At 56.3% G+C, this 14,742-nt stretch carries 20 protein-coding genes and 1 tRNA gene; 15 read left to right on the forward strand and 6 right to left on the reverse strand.

Going from position 1 to position 14,742, the window contains the following annotated elements; all coding sequences use genetic code 11:
• The first annotated feature begins 3 nt into the window (after nucleotides 1-3).
• Genes rbsK through IEQ42_RS14320 form a run of 3 tightly spaced genes read left to right on the forward strand, consistent with a single transcriptional unit; the run spans nucleotide 4 to nucleotide 2,382 of the window.
• On the forward strand, nucleotides 4-921 hold the full coding sequence (gene rbsK, locus IEQ42_RS14310; RefSeq protein ID WP_210703943.1) for a ribokinase: 918 nt from the start codon (nucleotides 4-6) through the stop codon (nucleotides 919-921).
• A complete protein-coding gene (rbsD, locus tag IEQ42_RS14315) occupies nucleotides 918-1,322 on the forward strand; it encodes a D-ribose pyranase (protein WP_210703944.1) in 405 nt (134 codons plus the stop codon). The genes rbsK and rbsD overlap by 4 nt, the downstream gene beginning before the upstream one ends.
• A 31-nt stretch (nucleotides 1,323-1,353) precedes the next feature.
• Complete coding sequence (locus IEQ42_RS14320) at nucleotides 1,354-2,382, forward strand: nucleoside hydrolase (RefSeq protein WP_150594720.1); 1,029 nt, start codon at nucleotides 1,354-1,356, stop codon at nucleotides 2,380-2,382.
• 30 nt (nucleotides 2,383-2,412) lie between these two features.
• On the opposite strand, the gene IEQ42_RS14325 is transcribed toward IEQ42_RS14320, so the two are convergent.
• Entirely contained in the window at nucleotides 2,413-2,619 is a 207-nt protein-coding gene (locus IEQ42_RS14325; RefSeq protein ID WP_210703945.1) for a hypothetical protein, read from the reverse strand.
• Between the two features lie 132 nt (nucleotides 2,620-2,751).
• On the opposite strand from IEQ42_RS14325, the gene IEQ42_RS14330 reads away from it, so the two are divergent.
• Nucleotides 2,752-3,057, forward strand: coding sequence for a hypothetical protein (locus tag IEQ42_RS14330; RefSeq protein ID WP_042562020.1), 306 nt, complete (start codon nucleotides 2,752-2,754; stop codon nucleotides 3,055-3,057).
• Between the two features lie 165 nt (nucleotides 3,058-3,222).
• Nucleotides 3,223-3,540, forward strand: coding sequence for an I78 family peptidase inhibitor (locus IEQ42_RS14335; protein ID WP_210703946.1), 318 nt, complete (start codon nucleotides 3,223-3,225; stop codon nucleotides 3,538-3,540).
• Between the two features lie 72 nt (nucleotides 3,541-3,612).
• On the opposite strand, the gene IEQ42_RS14340 is transcribed toward IEQ42_RS14335, so the two are convergent.
• Nucleotides 3,613-3,825 (reverse strand): cold-shock protein, encoded by a 213-nt coding sequence (locus tag IEQ42_RS14340; protein ID WP_003179963.1) that lies wholly within the window; start codon nucleotides 3,823-3,825, stop codon nucleotides 3,613-3,615.
• Between the two features lie 287 nt (nucleotides 3,826-4,112).
• Nucleotides 4,113-4,415: a hypothetical protein gene (locus IEQ42_RS14345; protein ID WP_210703947.1), complete on the reverse strand. Its 303-nt coding sequence runs from the start codon at nucleotides 4,413-4,415 to the stop codon at nucleotides 4,113-4,115.
• 370 nt (nucleotides 4,416-4,785) lie between these two features.
• On the opposite strand from IEQ42_RS14345, the gene thrS reads away from it, so the two are divergent.
• The 9 genes from thrS to IEQ42_RS14390 all read left to right on the forward strand — a co-directional run bounded on the left by thrS (nucleotide 4,786) and on the right by IEQ42_RS14390 (nucleotide 12,238).
• Nucleotides 4,786-6,708 carry a threonine--tRNA ligase gene (thrS, locus tag IEQ42_RS14350; RefSeq protein WP_210703948.1) on the forward strand — a complete coding sequence of 641 codons (1,923 nt, stop codon included), beginning with the start codon at nucleotides 4,786-4,788 and terminating at the stop codon, nucleotides 6,706-6,708.
• The gene (gene infC, locus IEQ42_RS14355) at nucleotides 6,708-7,259 is read left to right on the forward strand and encodes a translation initiation factor IF-3 (protein WP_176469887.1); all 552 of its coding nucleotides are present in this window, start codon (nucleotides 6,708-6,710) and stop codon (nucleotides 7,257-7,259) included. Before thrS ends, infC begins: the two co-directional genes overlap by 1 nt.
• Nucleotides 7,260-7,318: 59 nt before the next feature.
• Nucleotides 7,319-7,513, forward strand: coding sequence for a 50S ribosomal protein L35 (rpmI, locus tag IEQ42_RS14360; RefSeq protein WP_002553160.1), 195 nt, complete (start codon nucleotides 7,319-7,321; stop codon nucleotides 7,511-7,513).
• A gap of 28 nt (nucleotides 7,514-7,541) precedes the next feature.
• On the forward strand, nucleotides 7,542-7,898 hold the full coding sequence (rplT, locus tag IEQ42_RS14365) for a 50S ribosomal protein L20 (RefSeq protein ID WP_042558693.1): 357 nt from the start codon (nucleotides 7,542-7,544) through the stop codon (nucleotides 7,896-7,898).
• Nucleotides 7,899-8,007: 109 nt separating this feature from the next.
• Nucleotides 8,008-9,024, forward strand: coding sequence for a phenylalanine--tRNA ligase subunit alpha (gene pheS, locus IEQ42_RS14370; protein WP_003226365.1), 1,017 nt, complete (start codon nucleotides 8,008-8,010; stop codon nucleotides 9,022-9,024).
• Nucleotides 9,025-9,050: 26 nt separating this feature from the next.
• Nucleotides 9,051-11,429 carry a phenylalanine--tRNA ligase subunit beta gene (pheT, locus tag IEQ42_RS14375; protein ID WP_210703949.1) on the forward strand — a complete coding sequence of 793 codons (2,379 nt, stop codon included), beginning with the start codon at nucleotides 9,051-9,053 and terminating at the stop codon, nucleotides 11,427-11,429.
• A gap of 3 nt (nucleotides 11,430-11,432) precedes the next feature.
• Nucleotides 11,433-11,735, forward strand: a complete 303-nt coding sequence (gene ihfA / locus IEQ42_RS14380; protein WP_002553164.1) for an integration host factor subunit alpha — start codon at nucleotides 11,433-11,435, stop codon at nucleotides 11,733-11,735.
• Entirely contained in the window at nucleotides 11,716-12,072 is a 357-nt protein-coding gene (locus IEQ42_RS14385; protein ID WP_003179985.1) for a MerR family transcriptional regulator, read from the forward strand. Before ihfA ends, IEQ42_RS14385 begins: the two co-directional genes overlap by 20 nt.
• Nucleotides 12,073-12,161: 89 nt before the next feature.
• Nucleotides 12,162-12,238: transfer RNA gene (locus tag IEQ42_RS14390), tRNA-Pro, on the forward strand.
• A 69-nt stretch (nucleotides 12,239-12,307) separates the two neighbouring features.
• On the opposite strand, the gene IEQ42_RS14395 is transcribed toward IEQ42_RS14390, so the two are convergent.
• From IEQ42_RS14395 to IEQ42_RS14400, 3 genes are read right to left on the reverse strand one after another with little or no spacing between them, the layout of a single operon-like run.
• Complete coding sequence (locus tag IEQ42_RS14395) at nucleotides 12,308-13,471, reverse strand: tyrosine-type recombinase/integrase (RefSeq protein WP_338109810.1); 1,164 nt, start codon at nucleotides 13,469-13,471, stop codon at nucleotides 12,308-12,310.
• Entirely contained in the window at nucleotides 13,357-13,770 is a 414-nt protein-coding gene (locus IEQ42_RS27555; RefSeq protein ID WP_338109804.1) for a hypothetical protein, read from the reverse strand. Before IEQ42_RS27555 ends, IEQ42_RS14395 begins: the two co-directional genes overlap by 115 nt.
• 44 nt (nucleotides 13,771-13,814) lie before the next feature.
• Nucleotides 13,815-14,333: an HNH endonuclease gene (locus IEQ42_RS14400; protein WP_052743410.1), complete on the reverse strand. Its 519-nt coding sequence runs from the start codon at nucleotides 14,331-14,333 to the stop codon at nucleotides 13,815-13,817.
• Between the two features lie 135 nt (nucleotides 14,334-14,468).
• Here IEQ42_RS14400 and IEQ42_RS14405 point away from each other — a divergent pair, with 135 nt between their 5' ends.
• A complete protein-coding gene (locus tag IEQ42_RS14405) occupies nucleotides 14,469-14,711 on the forward strand; it encodes a hypothetical protein (RefSeq protein ID WP_210703951.1) in 243 nt (80 codons plus the stop codon).
• Nucleotides 14,712-14,742: the final 31 nt, after the last annotated feature.

A 14,742-nucleotide genomic window follows, 5' to 3' on the forward strand; every position in this document is an offset into this window, starting at 1 on the left:
TGTATGCCAGCAAATGTAGTGGTAATAGGCAGCCTGAACATGGATCTGGTCACCCGTGCGCCACGGCTGCCCCGTGGCGGTGAAACGCTGATCGGACATTCCTTTGCCACCGTCTCTGGTGGCAAGGGCGCCAACCAGGCGGTGGCTGCCGCGCGCCTTGGTGCGCAAGTAGCGATGGTCGGCTGTGTAGGCAGCGATGACTATGGCGTGCAGTTGCGCGAAGCGTTGCTGGCCGAGCAGATTGACTGTCAGGCGGTCAGCGTTGTCGAGGACTCCAGTGGCGTGGCGCTGATCGTGGTCGATGACAACAGTCAGAACGCGATCGTGATTGTCGCCGGTGCCAACGGCGCCATGACGCCGGCGGTGATCGACCGCTTCGATGCCGTGTTGCAGGCCGCCGACGTTATCATCTGCCAGCTTGAGATTCCGGATGCAACCGTGGGCCATGCGCTCAAGCGTGCGCGTGTGCTGGGCAAGACCGTTATCCTCAATCCTGCCCCTGCCAGCCGTCCATTGCCGGCAGACTGGTTCGCAGCCATCGATTACCTGATTCCCAACGAAAGTGAAGCCGCTGCCTTGAGCGGGTTGCCGGTTGATTCGCTGGAAACTGCACAAAGCGCGGCAACTCACCTGATCGCGATGGGCGCAGGAAAGGTCATTATCACCCTTGGTGCTGAGGGCTCGTTGTTCGCCAACGGCAAAGGTTTCGAGCATTTTCCGGCGCCGAAAGTGAAGGCGGTCGATACCACTGCTGCGGGGGACACCTTCGTCGGTGGTTTTGCCGCTGCGCTGGCCGCCGGCAAGTCCGAGGCCGAAGCGATCCGCTACGGGCAGATTGCCGCCGCTCTGTCGGTTACTCGCGCCGGCGCGCAGCCTTCCATTCCAACCATGTCCGACGTACAGGCCTTTAAACCCGCATGAAAAAGACTCCTTTGCTGAACGTCGCGCTGTCGCGACTGATCGCATCTCTGGGCCATGGCGACATGGTGGTGATTGGTGATGCCGGCTTGCCGGTGCCGCCGGGTGTCGAGCTGATCGACCTGGCGCTTACCCATGGTGTCCCGGACTTTGTCAGCACCCTGAAAGTCGTGCTAAGCGAGATGCAGGTGGAAAGCCATGCGTTGGCCAAGGAAATCTTCGACAAGCAACCGACTGCGTTGACCGCGCTCGACGAGTTGAATGACGAAGGTGCACTGGGTCGTCGCGATCTGCTCAGTCATGAGCAATTCAAGGTTCTTAGCCGACAGGCACGGGCGATTGTTCGTACAGGCGAATGTCAGCCTTACTGCAACATCGTTCTGGTGGCTGGTGTAACGTTCTAACTTTCGATTTCACATGCACAAGGAATGCGCCATGCAACGCTACGCTCAAAAACTGCACCAACTGCTCCGGAGTCTGCTGCTTTTGTCCCTGATATCTGCAACCGGCGCTCACGCGGCGGAAAAAATCGACCTGATTATCGACACCGATCCGGGTGCCGACGACGTGGTCGCCTTGCTGTTCGCGCTGGCCTCGCCAGACGAGCTGAACATCCGCGCGCTGACCACCGTGGCCGGCAACGTTCGCCTCGACAAGACTTCGCGTAACGCACGCCTGGCTCGCGAATGGGCGGGGCGCGAGGATGTACCCGTCTACGCCGGCGCGCCGAAGCCGCTGATGCGCACGCCGATCTACGCCGAGAACATCCATGGCAAGGAAGGCCTGTCGGGTGTCACTGTGCACGAACCGAAAAAAGGTCTGGCTGAAGGCAGTGCGGTCAATTACCTGATTGATACCCTGAAACAAGCCAAACCACACAGCATTACCATCGCCATGCTTGGCCCGCAGACCAACCTTGCGCTGGCGTTGATCCAGGAGCCCGAGATTGTGCAGGGCATCAAGGAAGTGGTGATCATGGGCGGCGCGCACTTCAACGGCGGCAACATCACCCCGGTGGCGGAATTCAACCTGTTTGCCGATCCGCAAGCTGCTGAAGTGGTACTCAAGAGCGGCGTGAAGCTGACCTATCTGCCGCTGGACGTCACCCACAAGATTCTTACCAGCGATGCGCGCTTGAAGCAGATTGCTGCGCTCAACAACAACGCGAGCAAAATTGTCGGCGACATCCTCAACGAGTACATCAAAGGGGATATGGAGCATTACGGCATTCCGGGTGGCCCGGTGCATGACGCTACTGTCGTGGCTTATCTGCTCAAGCCAGAACTGTTCACCGGTCGCTCGGTAAACGTCGTGGTTGATAGTCGTGAGGGGCCGACTTTCGGTCAGACCGTCGTCGATTGGTATGACGGTCTCAAGGCTCCGAAGAATGCATTCTGGGTGGAAAATGGCGATGCTCAAGGGTTCTTCGATCTGCTGACCGAACGCCTGAAACGCCTCAAGTAATACCCCGCCCGCAGGTGCCAGCCTGCGGGTTTATTCCCCCAGAGCGTGCTCGGTCTGTTCGATCGGGTACCGTTCGAAAATCTGCTTGATGAATTGTTGGGCCGCTTCGGTGCCCAACTCTTTGACCAATAGATCGATACCAATAAGCGCCAACTCTTCAGTGGACCCCGGGCTGTAGGAGCTGTGTCCCTCTGCCCATTTGGCTTTGATGTCGGCGTCGATGCTTACACTGGTCATGATGAGGCTCGAAAAGTCGGGAAGTCTGTGTGCCGAGTTAACCATTTTGTCGGGCAGTTGGCACTGCGACTTAGGCATGAGCGCAGTGCTATGCGACACTTGGTCTTTTCCGGCGAATCCAAGGACAGTGCTGTGCAGATCGATTTGAATACCCCTGACGGCCTTACGCTTGATGCTGTGCGTCGATTGCTGGCCTCGGCCAGCGACGATGAACACACGCAGTTGCGAGTGACCAAGGGCGGTATGGCTTACATCTCTTCTGGTGTGACGGGCGGGCAGGACATCGATGGCTTGTTGTTTCGCCTGGAAACCTGGGCCAAGGGGTCGGGTTACGTTGGCAATGTCGCGGCCAGTGACGAGGTGTGGGTGATGCAGATTTTCAACGCGCTCAAGGACAACTGGCCGAATCCGCCATATGACTACATCGACGTTTACTGAGCTCGTTAATATTCAGTCACGATTGATTGATGAGTGGCCCGCGCCGCTCAGGCACACTCGGCGTTTTTCCGATTGTGTGGCCGGGTGATGGCATTTGTCATGAAACCAAACGCCGGATCGGCGGTCGCACGATCTCAGCTAACTATTTGAAAACAAGGAGGCTTCATGCCTTTGAAGTTCGCATCAATGGGTGCACTAATGGCCGTTGCCATGTTGGCCGGTTGCAGCACAACCTCCAGCGAGTCGGCAAAGGATCCTGTGGCGACCGAAGCCGGTCATAGCCGCTGTGAAGCAACGGCAGCGGAGTTCGCCATTGGCAAGAAAGCTTCGCCCGCCCTGTTGGAGCAGGCTCGTGCCAAGGCCGGTGCGCAAAACGCCCGCTTCCTCAAGCCAGACGACATGATCACTCTGGAATACCGTTCTGATCGCTTGAACCTGAATACCGACAACAGTCTCGTGGTTAATCGCGTCAACTGCGGCTGATAGCCGGCAGCTTTTGTTTCAGGCATAAAAAACCCCGTCACATGGACGGGGTTTTTTTAGTGCGCCGAGAAATTACTCTGGGCGAACCTGTGCAGCTTGCATACCCTTTTGGCCTTTCTCAGCCACGAAGGAAACGGTCTGGCCTTCTTTCAGGCTTTTGAAACCGTCGCTTTCGATAGCTTTGAAGTGTACGAACAGGTCGTCACCGCCACCTTGAGGAGTGATGAAGCCGAAGCCTTTTTCATCGTTGAACCACTTAACGGTGCCGGTTTGGCGATTAGACATGGTGTATCTCCAAGAAACATATATTTTTCAGTACTGTGCTGCTCAGGCCAACTGGGCACACCGGGATATCATAGTCGAAATGTTCGCTTTGTAACCCCCCGGACGTGCTGTTTGCCAGTCAGTCGCGTTTTCTTTACTGTCTGTTTCGGCTGAAAGCCCCGGATTTAAAGGCTTTTAGTCGAAAGTAAAGACTATAAAAAAACCTGTAAAACCTGCATAAATCGATCAGAAAAGCTCAAAACAAGAGACTTTTCGCAGGTTTCAGTCTGCTCAAAATGAATTTTTTGTCACTTTTTCGCCGGCGTGTTGGCCTTGCATTTGGCAATCTGGGCCAGTGCTTTTTGTTGCAATTCAGGCGTTGCCTTGTTGTCCATCAAAGCCTGAATGTCGCTAGCGGGATAAGACTTGATGGCATCAGCACCGCACGCGCAGTGAGATTTCGCCGCTGCAGCGCCGATCTGAGGCGTTGCGGCCTGCGAACATTGCGCCATGTATTTATCACGTTCGCCCTTTGGCCAGTCTGCGTGAGCACTTAACGGCAGCAGCAGAACAATAGGGGCGACTACCGCGAACAGGGTATTCAGACGCATGTGAGGATGCTCCTTGTGGGTCAATGTCTTGTTATCTGATGGCTGAATGGCCAATCAAGTTCAGCACTGTGGCATAAAACGGACGATTTGCCTGAGGGCAAGACTCGAGTACATCGGCGACCGTTCATCTGTGCTAGCATGCCCGACTCGGGCGTTTGCAGGCTCCGGATGACCTCTAGTCCCGGCAGCGGCAGCGTACGAAAATCCCGATTTGAATCCCAGTCACTCTGGTTCGGTTTCCGGTTGGCCGCAAGGCTCCTGCCGCTGTAAGGCAGGCGTTCGTCATTGAATGGCCTGGATCGGATCTTGTACTGGCTCATCCCAACCCACGTGACCTTTGGTAGGGGTCACCACTAGGAGAGGAGGCGCCATGCCAACTATTACTCTTCCCGACGGCAGTCAACGTTCATTCGATCACCCGGTTTCCGTAGCCGAGGTCGCCGCATCCATTGGTGCTGGTCTGGCCAAGGCCACTGTGGCCGGCAAGGTCAATGGCCAACTGGTCGACGCCAGTGACATCATCGACAGCGACTCGACACTGCAAATCATCACGCCAAAGGATGAAGATGGGCTGGAGATCATTCGCCACTCTTGCGCCCATCTGGTAGGCCATGCGGTCAAGCAGCTGTATCCGACGGCTAAAATGGTCATCGGCCCGGTTATTGACGAAGGCTTCTATTACGACATCGCCTTCGAACGTCCTTTTACTCCGGACGACATGGCTGCCATCGAGCAGCGCATGCAGCAGTTGATCGAGAAAGATTACGACGTCATCAAGAAAGTCACTCCGCGCGCTGAAGTGATCGAAGTGTTCAAGGCTCGGGGCGAAGACTACAAGCTGCGCCTGGTCGAAGACATGCCGAACGAGCAGGCCATGGGGTTGTACTATCACGAAGAATACGTCGACATGTGTCGCGGCCCTCACGTGCCGAACACACGTTTTCTGAAGTCCTTCAAACTGACCAAGCTGTCCGGCGCTTACTGGCGCGGCGATGCCAAAAACGAGCAATTGCAGCGCGTTTACGGCACTGCATGGGCTGACAAGAAGCAGTTGGCAGCCTACATCCAGCGTATCGAAGAAGCCGAAAAGCGCGATCACCGCAAGATCGGCAAGCGCCTGGGCTTGTTCCACACTCAGGAAGAGTCCCCGGGTATGGTGTTCTGGCACCCGAACGGCTGGACTCTGTACCAGGTGCTTGAGCAGTACATGCGCAAGGTGCAGCGTGACAACGGCTACCTTGAGATCAAGACGCCACAAGTCGTTGATCGCAGCCTGTGGGAGAAATCCGGGCATTGGGCCAACTACGCCGACAACATGTTCACCACTCAGTCGGAAAACCGTGACTACGCGATCAAGCCGATGAACTGCCCGTGCCACGTGCAGGTGTTCAATCAAGGCCTGAAAAGCTACCGCGAACTGCCGATGCGTCTGGCCGAATTCGGTGCTTGCCACCGTAACGAGCCATCGGGTGCGCTGCACGGCATCATGCGCGTGCGTGCGTTCACTCAGGACGACGCCCACATCTTCTGCACCGAAGAGCAGATGCAGGCCGAGTCTGCTGCGTTTATCAAGCTGACCATGGACGTTTATCGCGACTTCGGCTTCACCGATGTCGAAATGAAGCTGTCCACTCGTCCGGAAAAACGCGTTGGCTCCGATGAATTGTGGGATCGCGCAGAAGCCGCATTGGCCGCAGCCCTTGACAGTGCGGGTCTTGCGTACGATCTGCAGCCGGGTGAGGGCGCGTTCTACGGTCCGAAGATCGAGTTCTCGCTCAAAGATTGCCTTGGCCGTGTCTGGCAGTGTGGTACCCTGCAGCTCGATTTTAACCTGCCTATCCGTCTGGGAGCCGAATACGTCTCCGAAGACAACAGTCGCAAGCACCCGGTAATGTTGCACCGGGCGATCCTTGGATCCTTCGAACGATTCGTCGGAATCCTGATCGAGCACTACGAGGGTGCATTCCCTGCGTGGCTGGCTCCGACCCAGGCAGTGATCATGAACATCACTGACAAACAGGCCGATTTTGCCGCCGAGGTTGAAAAAACTCTCAACGAAAGCGGTTTTCGTGCCAAGTCTGACTTGAGAAATGAAAAGATCGGCTTTAAAATCCGTGAGCATACTTTGCTCAAGGTTCCCTATCTCTTGGTTATCGGGGATCGGGAAGTCGAGATGCAGACTGTCGCTGTGCGTACTCGTGAAGGTGCTGACCTGGGCTCGATGCCCGTCGCCCAGTTCGCTGAGTTTCTCGCGCAAGCGGTTTCCCGGCGTGGTCGCCCAGATTCGGAGTAATTACTATTAAGCGTGAAATGAGACAAGATAAACGAGCTGCACCGAAAGCCCCGATCAACGAGAATATCTCGGCACGCGAGGTTCGGTTAATTGGGGCTGAAGGTGAACAGCTTGGGATTGTGTCAATTGAAGACGCGCTTCTTAAGGCTGAAGAGGCCAAACTGGATTTGGTGGAAATTTCCGCCGATGCAGTACCCCCTGTTTGCAAACTGATGGACTACGGCAAATCGATCTTCGAGAAGAAGAAGCAGGTTGCCGCAGCCAAGAAAAACCAGAAGCAGATTCAGGTTAAAGAAATCAAGTTTCGTCCAGGGACGGAGGAAGGGGATTACCAGGTAAAACTGCGCAACCTGGTACGTTTCCTGAGTGATGGGGACAGGGCCAAGGTATCCTTGCGATTCCGCGGCCGTGAGATGGCCCACCAGGAGCTGGGGATGGAACTCCTCAAGCGAGTTGAAGGTGACTTGCTCGAGTACGGTTCTGTCGAACAGCATCCTAAGATGGAAGGACGCCAGCTGATCATGGTCATCGCCCCGAAAAAGAAGAAGTAATCAATAGGGCACGGCAGGCCTTCTGATTATGTTTATCAACTGAATGCGGAGTACCGAACATGCCAAAGATGAAAACTAAAAGTGGTGCTGCTAAGCGGTTTCTGAAAACTGCTAACGGTATCAAGCACAAGCACGCTTTCAAGAGCCACATCCTGACTAAAATGTCGACCAAGCGTAAGCGTCAACTGCGCGGTAGCAGCTTGCTGCATCCGTCGGACGTCGCAAAAGTCGAGCGCATGCTGCGCCTTCGTTAATTTTAGTCAAGAATAGAGGAAGTAACTCATGGCTCGTGTAAAGCGTGGCGTCATGGCGCGTAAGCGCCACAAGAAAATTCTGAAACTTGCTAAAGGCTACTACGGTGCACGTTCGCGCGTATTCCGTGTTGCCAAGCAAGCGGTTATCAAGGCTGGCCAATACGCCTACCGTGACCGTCGTCAGAAAAAACGTCAGTTCCGCGCTCTGTGGATCGCTCGTATCAATGCTGGTGCTCGTGTTAACGGTCTGTCCTACAGCCGTTTCATCGCTGGCCTGAAAAAAGCGTCCATCGAGATCGACCGTAAGGTTCTGGCTGATCTGGCAGTGAACGAAAAAGCGGTGTTTGCTGCGATTGTCGAGAAAGCTAAAGCCACCTTGGCTTAAGTACCCCCGACAATCACCCGGCCTCACTTTCGTGGGGCCAGGTGGTAAACGTCTTAAATAGGGGAAGAGCCTTCAAGCTCTTCCCCTATTTTGTATCTGGAGTCTGTACATGGAAAACCTGGATGCGCTGGTCTCTCAAGCACTAGAGGCTGTGCAAAGCGCTGAAGATATCAATGCCCTGGAGCAAATCCGGGTTCAATACCTTGGCAAAAAAGGTGAATTGACTCAGGTGATGAAGACCCTGGGGAATTTGCCGGCAGAAGAGCGTCCGCAAGTCGGCGCCCTGATCAACGTTGCCAAGGAACGTGTTACAGGCGTTCTCAATGCGCGCATGGCCCTGTTTGAAGAAGCCGAACTGGCTGCCAAGCTGTCTGCCGAGTCCATTGACGTGACGCTGCCGGGCCGAGGCCAGACCTCTGGTGGTCTGCATCCGGTTACCCGGACTCTGGAACGTGTTGAACAGTTCTTCACTCGCATCGGCTACGGCATTGCCGAAGGCCCTGAGGTCGAAGACGATTACCACAACTTTGAAGCGCTCAACATCCCAGGCCATCACCCGGCCCGGTCGATGCATGACACCTTTTATTTCAACGCCAACATGTTGCTGCGCACCCATACCTCGCCGGTACAGGTCCGCACCATGGAATCGAAACAGCCGCCGATCCGCATTGTCTGCCCAGGCCGTGTGTACCGCAGCGACTCCGATATCACCCACTCGCCGATGTTCCACCAGGTCGAAGGCCTGCTGGTCGATCGCGACATCAATTTTGCCGATCTCAAAGGCACTATCGAAGAATTCCTGAGGGTGTTTTTCGAGAAAGAGCTGGCCGTACGTTTCCGTCCTTCGTACTTCCCGTTCACCGAGCCATCCGCTGAAGTCGACATGGAATGCGTGATGTGCAGCGGTAAAGGCTGCCGTGTCTGCAAGCAGACTGGCTGGCTGGAAGTGATGGGCTGCGGCATGGTTCATCCGAACGTGTTGCGTATGTCCGGCATCGACCCGGAAGAGTTCTCCGGCTTTGCCTTCGGCATGGGCGTCGAGCGTCTGGCCATGCTCCGTTACGGCGTGAACGACTTGCGTCTGTTCTTCGACAACGACTTGCGGTTCCTCGCGCAATTTCGCTAGTCGTAACGAATTTTTAGGAGAGCAGGATGAAATTCAGTGAACAATGGCTGCGTGGCTGGGTTAGCCCGCAGGTAGATCGTGACGAGCTGGTTGCTCGTCTGTCGATGGCCGGTCTTGAGGTCGATAGCGTTACGCCGGCCGCCGGCGTATTCAGTGGCGTGGTCGTGGGCGAGGTGTTGAGCGCCGAGCAACACCCTGATGCCGACAAATTGCGCGTTTGCCAGGTCAGCAATGGCGCGGAAACCTTCCAGGTTGTTTGCGGCGCGCCAAACGTGCGCCCGGGCCTGAAGATTCCGTTCGCGATGATTGGTGCCGAGCTGCCGGGCGACTTCAAGATCAAGAAGGCCAAGCTGCGCGGCGTCGAGTCCAACGGCATGCTGTGCTCGCAGGCCGAATTGCAAGTCGGTGAAGGCAACGACGGCCTGATGGAACTGCCGGTTGATGCCCCGGTGGGTGAAGATTTCCGTGTGTATCTGGATCTGGAAGACGCCAGCATCGAGGTCGATCTGACCCCGAACCGTGGCGACTGCCTGTCCCTGGCTGGTCTGGCCCGTGAAGTTGGCGCGCTGTATGCCGCTCCAGTCACCCGTCCAGCGGTGCTTGACGTGCCTGCCGTGCACGACGAAGTGCGTTCGGTAGAAGTGCTGGCGCCGGCCGCATGCCCGCGTTATCTGGGGCGTGTGATCCGTAACGTCGACCTGTCCAAGCCAACGCCGCTGTGGATGGTTGAACGTCTGCGTCGCGCTGACGTGCGCAGCATCGACGCCGCCGTCGATATCACCAACTACGTGATGCTTGAGCTGGGTCAGCCGCTACACGCGTTCGATCTCGCCGAGATCAATGGTGGCATCCGCGTGCGTATGGCTGAAGAGGGCGAGAAGCTGGTGCTGCTCGATGGTCAGGAAGTCAGCCTGCGTAGCGATACGCTGGTGATCGCCGACCACACGCGTGCTCTGGCAATTGCCGGTGTGATGGGTGGCGAGCACAGCGGTGTCTCTTCGACCACTCGCGATGTATTCCTTGAATCCGCGTTCTTTGATCAGATCGCAGTCGCTGGCAAGGCTCGTTCATACGGCCTGCACACCGACGCGTCTCATCGCTACGAGCGTGGCGTCGACTGGCAGCTGGCCCGTGAAGCCATGGAGCGTGCCACTGGCCTGCTGCTGGAAATCACTGGCGGTGAAGTCGGCCCTATCATCGAGACCGTCAGCGAGCAGCACCTGCCTTCGATCGCGCCGATCACCTTGCGTGCGCAGCGCATCACCCAGATGCTCGGCATGGAAATGGATTCGGCACAGGTCGAGCGTCTGCTCAGCGCCTTGGGTCTGAACATTTCTGCTGATGGAGCAGGGCAGTGGCGCGTAGAAGTGCCAAGCCATCGCTTCGACATCAGCCTGGAAGTTGATCTGATCGAAGAGCTGGCCCGTCTGTACGGTTACAACCGTTTGCCGGTTCGTTACCCGCAAGCGCGTCTGGCGCCACAAGCCAAGGCAGAAGCGCGTAGCGATCTGCCGGAACTGCGCCGCTTGCTGGTTGCGCGTGGTTATCAGGAAGCAATCACTTACAGCTTCATCGATCCAAGGCAGTTCGAACTGTTCAACCCGGGCGTCGAGCCGCTGTTGCTGGCCAATCCGATCTCCAACGACATGGCTGCCATGCGTTCTTCGTTGTGGCCAGGTCTGGTCAAGGCCCTGCAGCACAACCTGAACCGCCAGCAAGATCGCGTGCGACTGTTCGAAAGCGGCCTGCGCTTCGTCGGTCAGCTCGAAGGTCTGAAGCAAGAGCCGATGCTGTCCGGTGTTGTCTGCGGTAGCCGTCTGCCGGAAGGCTGGGCGCAAGGTCGCGACACCATCGATTTCTTCGACGTCAAGGCTGACGTGGAAGCAGTGCTGGGCTTCGCCGGTGCACTGGATTCGTTCACTTTCGCTCCGGGCAAACACCCGGCGCTGCACCCGGGTCAAACCGCGCGCATTGAACGGGAAGGGCGTGAGGTCGGTTTCATCGGCGCCATTCACCCGGAATTGTCGAAAGCGTTGGGCCTGGACCGTCCGGTCTTTGTTTTCGAACTGGTTCTGGCTGAAGTGGCGCTCGGTAAAATGCCGAAATTCCACGAGTTGTCGCGCTTTCCTGAAGTGCGTCGTGACCTTGCACTGATCGCGCACAAAGACGTTGCAGCCTCGGCTGTACTGGACGTAATCCGTGAAAATGCAGGCGAATGGCTCACAGATCTCAGGCTGTTTGACGTATATCAGGGTAAAGGTATTGATCCTGATAGAAAAAGCCTTGCAGTTGGCTTGACCTGGCAGCATCCATCGCGCACTCTTAATGACGATGAGGTGAATTCGACGACGCAAAATATCCTCACCTCGCTCGAACAAAGGTTGAACGCCACGTTAAGGAAGTGACGTATGGGGGCTTTGACGAAAGCTGAGATGGCGGAACGTCTATATGAAGAGCTGGGCCTGAACAAGCGGGAAGCCAAGGAATTGGTGGAACTGTTTTTCGAGGAAATCAGGCACGCTCTTGAAGACAACGAGCAGGTCAAATTGTCCGGTTTCGGCAATTTCGATCTTCGGGACAAACGCCAGCGGCCTGGCCGCAACCCGAAAACGGGGGAAGAAATCCCGATCACGGCTCGCCGTGTGGTCACTTTTCGTCCAGGGCAGAAGTTGAAGGCCCGAGTTGAGGCTTATGCTGGAACCAAGTCATAACGACGAACTACCCGTCATCCCGGGCAAACGCTACTTCACCATTGGTGAAGTCAGCGAGCTGTGTGCCGTAAAGCCACACGTGCTGCGCTACTGGGAGCAGGAGTTTCCTCAGCTCAACCCCGTCAAACGCCGCGGGAACCGCCGGTATTATCAGCGCCAGGACGTGCTGATGATCCGGCAGATCCGCGCGCTCCTTTACGATCAGGGGTTCACCATCGGCGGCGCACGCTTGCGTCTGTCCGGCGATGAAGCCAAAGACGACACCACCCAATACAAGCAAATGATCCGCCAGATGATCGCCGAACTCGAAGATGTGCTGGTGGTACTCAAGAAATAAAAAGCTGCGTTTGAATACTTCCAGTTTTCAAATGCTTGCGATATATTCTTGAGCGTTCTTCGAGGTGAAGAACGAGATGCAGAACCAGTCGGGGCGTAGCGCAGTCCGGTAGCGCACTAGCATGGGGTGCTAGGGGTCGAGTGTTCGAATCACTCCGTCCCGACCATATTATTCTATGACTTAGCCCAACTCTAGCCAGTTGGGCTTTTTCATTGGTGGGGAGTTTTTCGGGACTTCATCCAATTTTCCTTTTCAAGATCGTCAGCACCGGTCCGCGTGAGTCTGTTGCTGATACCATATTCGCAGCCTCAATCAGATGCCCGAGCTCAGCGCCCGAGTAGTGACTGGTGATGCTGCCGTTCTTGTGTCCCAGCAAGGCCTTTCGGTCTTCCTGAGTGACACCAGCCGCACGTAGGCGACGGCCAAACGTGTGCTTCAAATCGTGCACCCTGATGGATGCATACCCTGGGTGAGCGGGGCGAAGGTTTTCCTCCTGCCAGAGTTTCGCCGCTCTCACCCGTGCCTTTTTCCAAGCCGAGTCATTCATGCGATGCAGTGCAGTGCCGTTGTAAGGGAAAACCCAGTCCTTGCTCAGGCCTCGCTGTTTGTCGATGATCGACTTCGCCACCGTGTTGAGCACCACCAATCGCTCGTCGCCGTTCTTTACGCCTGACCGCTCGTTTCGGCCCCCGAAGTCTGACGGAATCAGAAAAACGCTGGTACCAAGCTCCGGCACCGATATTTCCCAGTCCCACCTCAATTTGCAGACCTCCTGCTCGCGACACCCCGTGTTCACCTTGAACAGGGCCATCGTTTGCAGGTGAGCTGGCAACTCTCCGAAAAGGATCGATTGCTCCTCCCACGTCATGGGGTAGGGCTCGCGAACCTTTTTCTTCAAATCCAGCTTGGCCAGCATTGGCACCGAATCAAGCCAAGGCCTGCGCTCCTCGTCCCGCCACTTCCTTGCGCAAAGAGACAGAACCCGGATTACCCGCTCGATTGAAATGTTTATCGTGCGCGGCGCTACCGGCTTCAACTGCTTGCCGCACGGCAACACCATTCCCTTCAAACGATCCTTCACGAACGGCTCAAGCGCCTGGTCATCGATATGCGTCAATGGCAGGTCTTTTAGATAAGGGTGCAAGTGCTTTAGGTGGTGCGCCGTCAGCTTGATTGACGGTTGATCCTTGCTCTCGATCAAAAACTTCGTTGCTGCTTCTTCCCAAGTTCGGGTTCGGCGCACGCCATACACCTTTTGCTGCCGAAGCTGCTCTAGGCGATGGATCAGGTATTGCTCTGCTTCTTGCCTGTCACCAGTTCCAGTGCTTTCTCGAAGTCGCTCACCTCGGAAAACCTTGTCGATTTGCCAGATCCCACCTTTCTGGTAGAGACCGGAGATCGCTTTTCTCGCCATGGTTTGCCTCCTTTGGCTTCACCCTGGCGCTCGCTGCGTGGGTGATTGTTGTCCTGATTCGCGGCCTTTTCAACCGACTTGCTTTCGACGTAGGCGTCAGCCCACTCATCGAGCTCGATTCGGTCGAAGGCCACACCTTGTTTCCCGATCGGAAATTCTCGAACGTTTGGTCGCACTGTTTTGTTGAATTCGTCCCGGCACATGCCGAGGTAACCAGGAGCATCGCCAAACCTGATGAAGCGCGGTTGAATGCTGCTGGCCTTTGCCGCTGTGGCGTTTGCCATGTGATGCTCCATGCTGCGCGTGGCGGCAGAAGGTGGGTTAGGTTTTATGCTGCTGCTTCAAAAGTTGCTGCGTATGCGATGAGTCTTGCTCTTACCGTCTCAGCATCCGCTTGCGCCGCCTCCAGGGTTTCGTGATAGCCGCCGTAGAAGAATTTTCCCCGGCATACCATCTGTACGTGCCACCGATTCTTTCTCCCGTCCCAGTACACGCCGTGCGTACCGCTTGCGCCGCGTCCTCGGCTGTTCCTCGACCCGTATTCCCGGTTCCGGCAATTCTGGGAAGGGGTAGCCTCTCTGAGGTTTGCCCATCGGTTGTCGTCCTTGATCCGGTTGATGTGATCAACTAGAAGATCGTCTGCCGGGTGGCTGCCAGTCATGTAGAGCCACGCAAGGCGATGCGCCTGGTGCTTGACTCGATCCACGGCAATTGTGATGTAGCCGTTCTTGTCGAAGCGCCCGATTCTTCGCTTGTGGTTTGGTGGCGTGCGGGTGAAAACTCCCATATCCGGGTTGTAATGCAACTTTTCCAACAGGCGAGCGTGTGTCAGTTCTCGCGTTTTCATAGGCGAAATCGTCCTCGCCCGCCGCTCACCGGCAGGCATGTAGGGGGATGGAGTAATGGCGTTTTGCCTAGATATATGTGTTGCTTGGATGGGTGTAAAAAGGGGACTCAACCCATTCAGTTGCCAGGAGGGCGCGTGTCACACCAAATAGATGTTCCGATTGCCCACGCGTATCGGGGTCACACGATGTTTCTCAAGTTCGAATGGCGCCGTCCGAACGACGATGCACCGGTTGCCGCGACGATAATTGAGCCCGCGCCAATTGATGGGCTGGGCGAGGTTGCCGCCGAACTGACCGGGCCCTGGCCGGACTACCCAGCCGCGCTCGATGAGGCCATGGCCGCTGCTGAGCGCTGGATCGACAGCCAGTTGCCCTAATGCCGCTCACCGGCAGGCATGTAGGGGGATT

This window comes from Pseudomonas iridis (genome assembly GCF_017980685.1).
In the GTDB taxonomy this organism is placed as follows: Bacteria; Pseudomonadota; Gammaproteobacteria; order Pseudomonadales; family Pseudomonadaceae; genus Aquipseudomonas; species Aquipseudomonas iridis.

What these genes read in the sequence shown, in the direction of transcription:
- IEQ42_RS14335 (WP_210703946.1), top strand. Translation starts at nt 3,223, where the DNA reads ATGCCTTTGAAGTTCGCATCAATGGGTGCACTAATGGCCGTTGCCATG.
- rpmI (WP_002553160.1), top strand. Translation starts at nt 7,319, where the DNA reads ATGCCAAAGATGAAAACTAAAAGTGGTGCTGCTAAGCGGTTTCTGAAA.
- pheS (WP_003226365.1), top strand. Translation starts at nt 8,008, where the DNA reads ATGGAAAACCTGGATGCGCTGGTCTCTCAAGCACTAGAGGCTGTGCAA.
- IEQ42_RS14385 (WP_003179985.1), top strand. Translation starts at nt 11,716, where the DNA reads ATGCTGGAACCAAGTCATAACGACGAACTACCCGTCATCCCGGGCAAA.
- rbsD (WP_210703944.1), top strand. Translation starts at nt 918, where the DNA reads ATGAAAAAGACTCCTTTGCTGAACGTCGCGCTGTCGCGACTGATCGCA.
- ihfA (WP_002553164.1), top strand. Translation starts at nt 11,433, where the DNA reads ATGGGGGCTTTGACGAAAGCTGAGATGGCGGAACGTCTATATGAAGAG.
- IEQ42_RS14325 (WP_210703945.1), bottom strand. Translation starts at nt 2,619, where the DNA reads ATGACCAGTGTAAGCATCGACGCCGACATCAAAGCCAAATGGGCAGAG.
- IEQ42_RS14340 (WP_003179963.1), bottom strand. Translation starts at nt 3,825, where the DNA reads ATGTCTAATCGCCAAACCGGCACCGTTAAGTGGTTCAACGATGAAAAA.
- IEQ42_RS14320 (WP_150594720.1), top strand. Translation starts at nt 1,354, where the DNA reads ATGCAACGCTACGCTCAAAAACTGCACCAACTGCTCCGGAGTCTGCTG.
- IEQ42_RS14400 (WP_052743410.1), bottom strand. Translation starts at nt 14,333, where the DNA reads ATGAAAACGCGAGAACTGACACACGCTCGCCTGTTGGAAAAGTTGCAT.
- thrS (WP_210703948.1), top strand. Translation starts at nt 4,786, where the DNA reads ATGCCAACTATTACTCTTCCCGACGGCAGTCAACGTTCATTCGATCAC.
- IEQ42_RS27555 (WP_338109804.1), bottom strand. Translation starts at nt 13,770, where the DNA reads ATGGCAAACGCCACAGCGGCAAAGGCCAGCAGCATTCAACCGCGCTTC.
- IEQ42_RS14345 (WP_210703947.1), bottom strand. Translation starts at nt 4,415, where the DNA reads ATGCGTCTGAATACCCTGTTCGCGGTAGTCGCCCCTATTGTTCTGCTG.
- pheT (WP_210703949.1), top strand. Translation starts at nt 9,051, where the DNA reads ATGAAATTCAGTGAACAATGGCTGCGTGGCTGGGTTAGCCCGCAGGTA.
- rbsK (WP_210703943.1), top strand. Translation starts at nt 4, where the DNA reads ATGCCAGCAAATGTAGTGGTAATAGGCAGCCTGAACATGGATCTGGTC.
- rplT (WP_042558693.1), top strand. Translation starts at nt 7,542, where the DNA reads ATGGCTCGTGTAAAGCGTGGCGTCATGGCGCGTAAGCGCCACAAGAAA.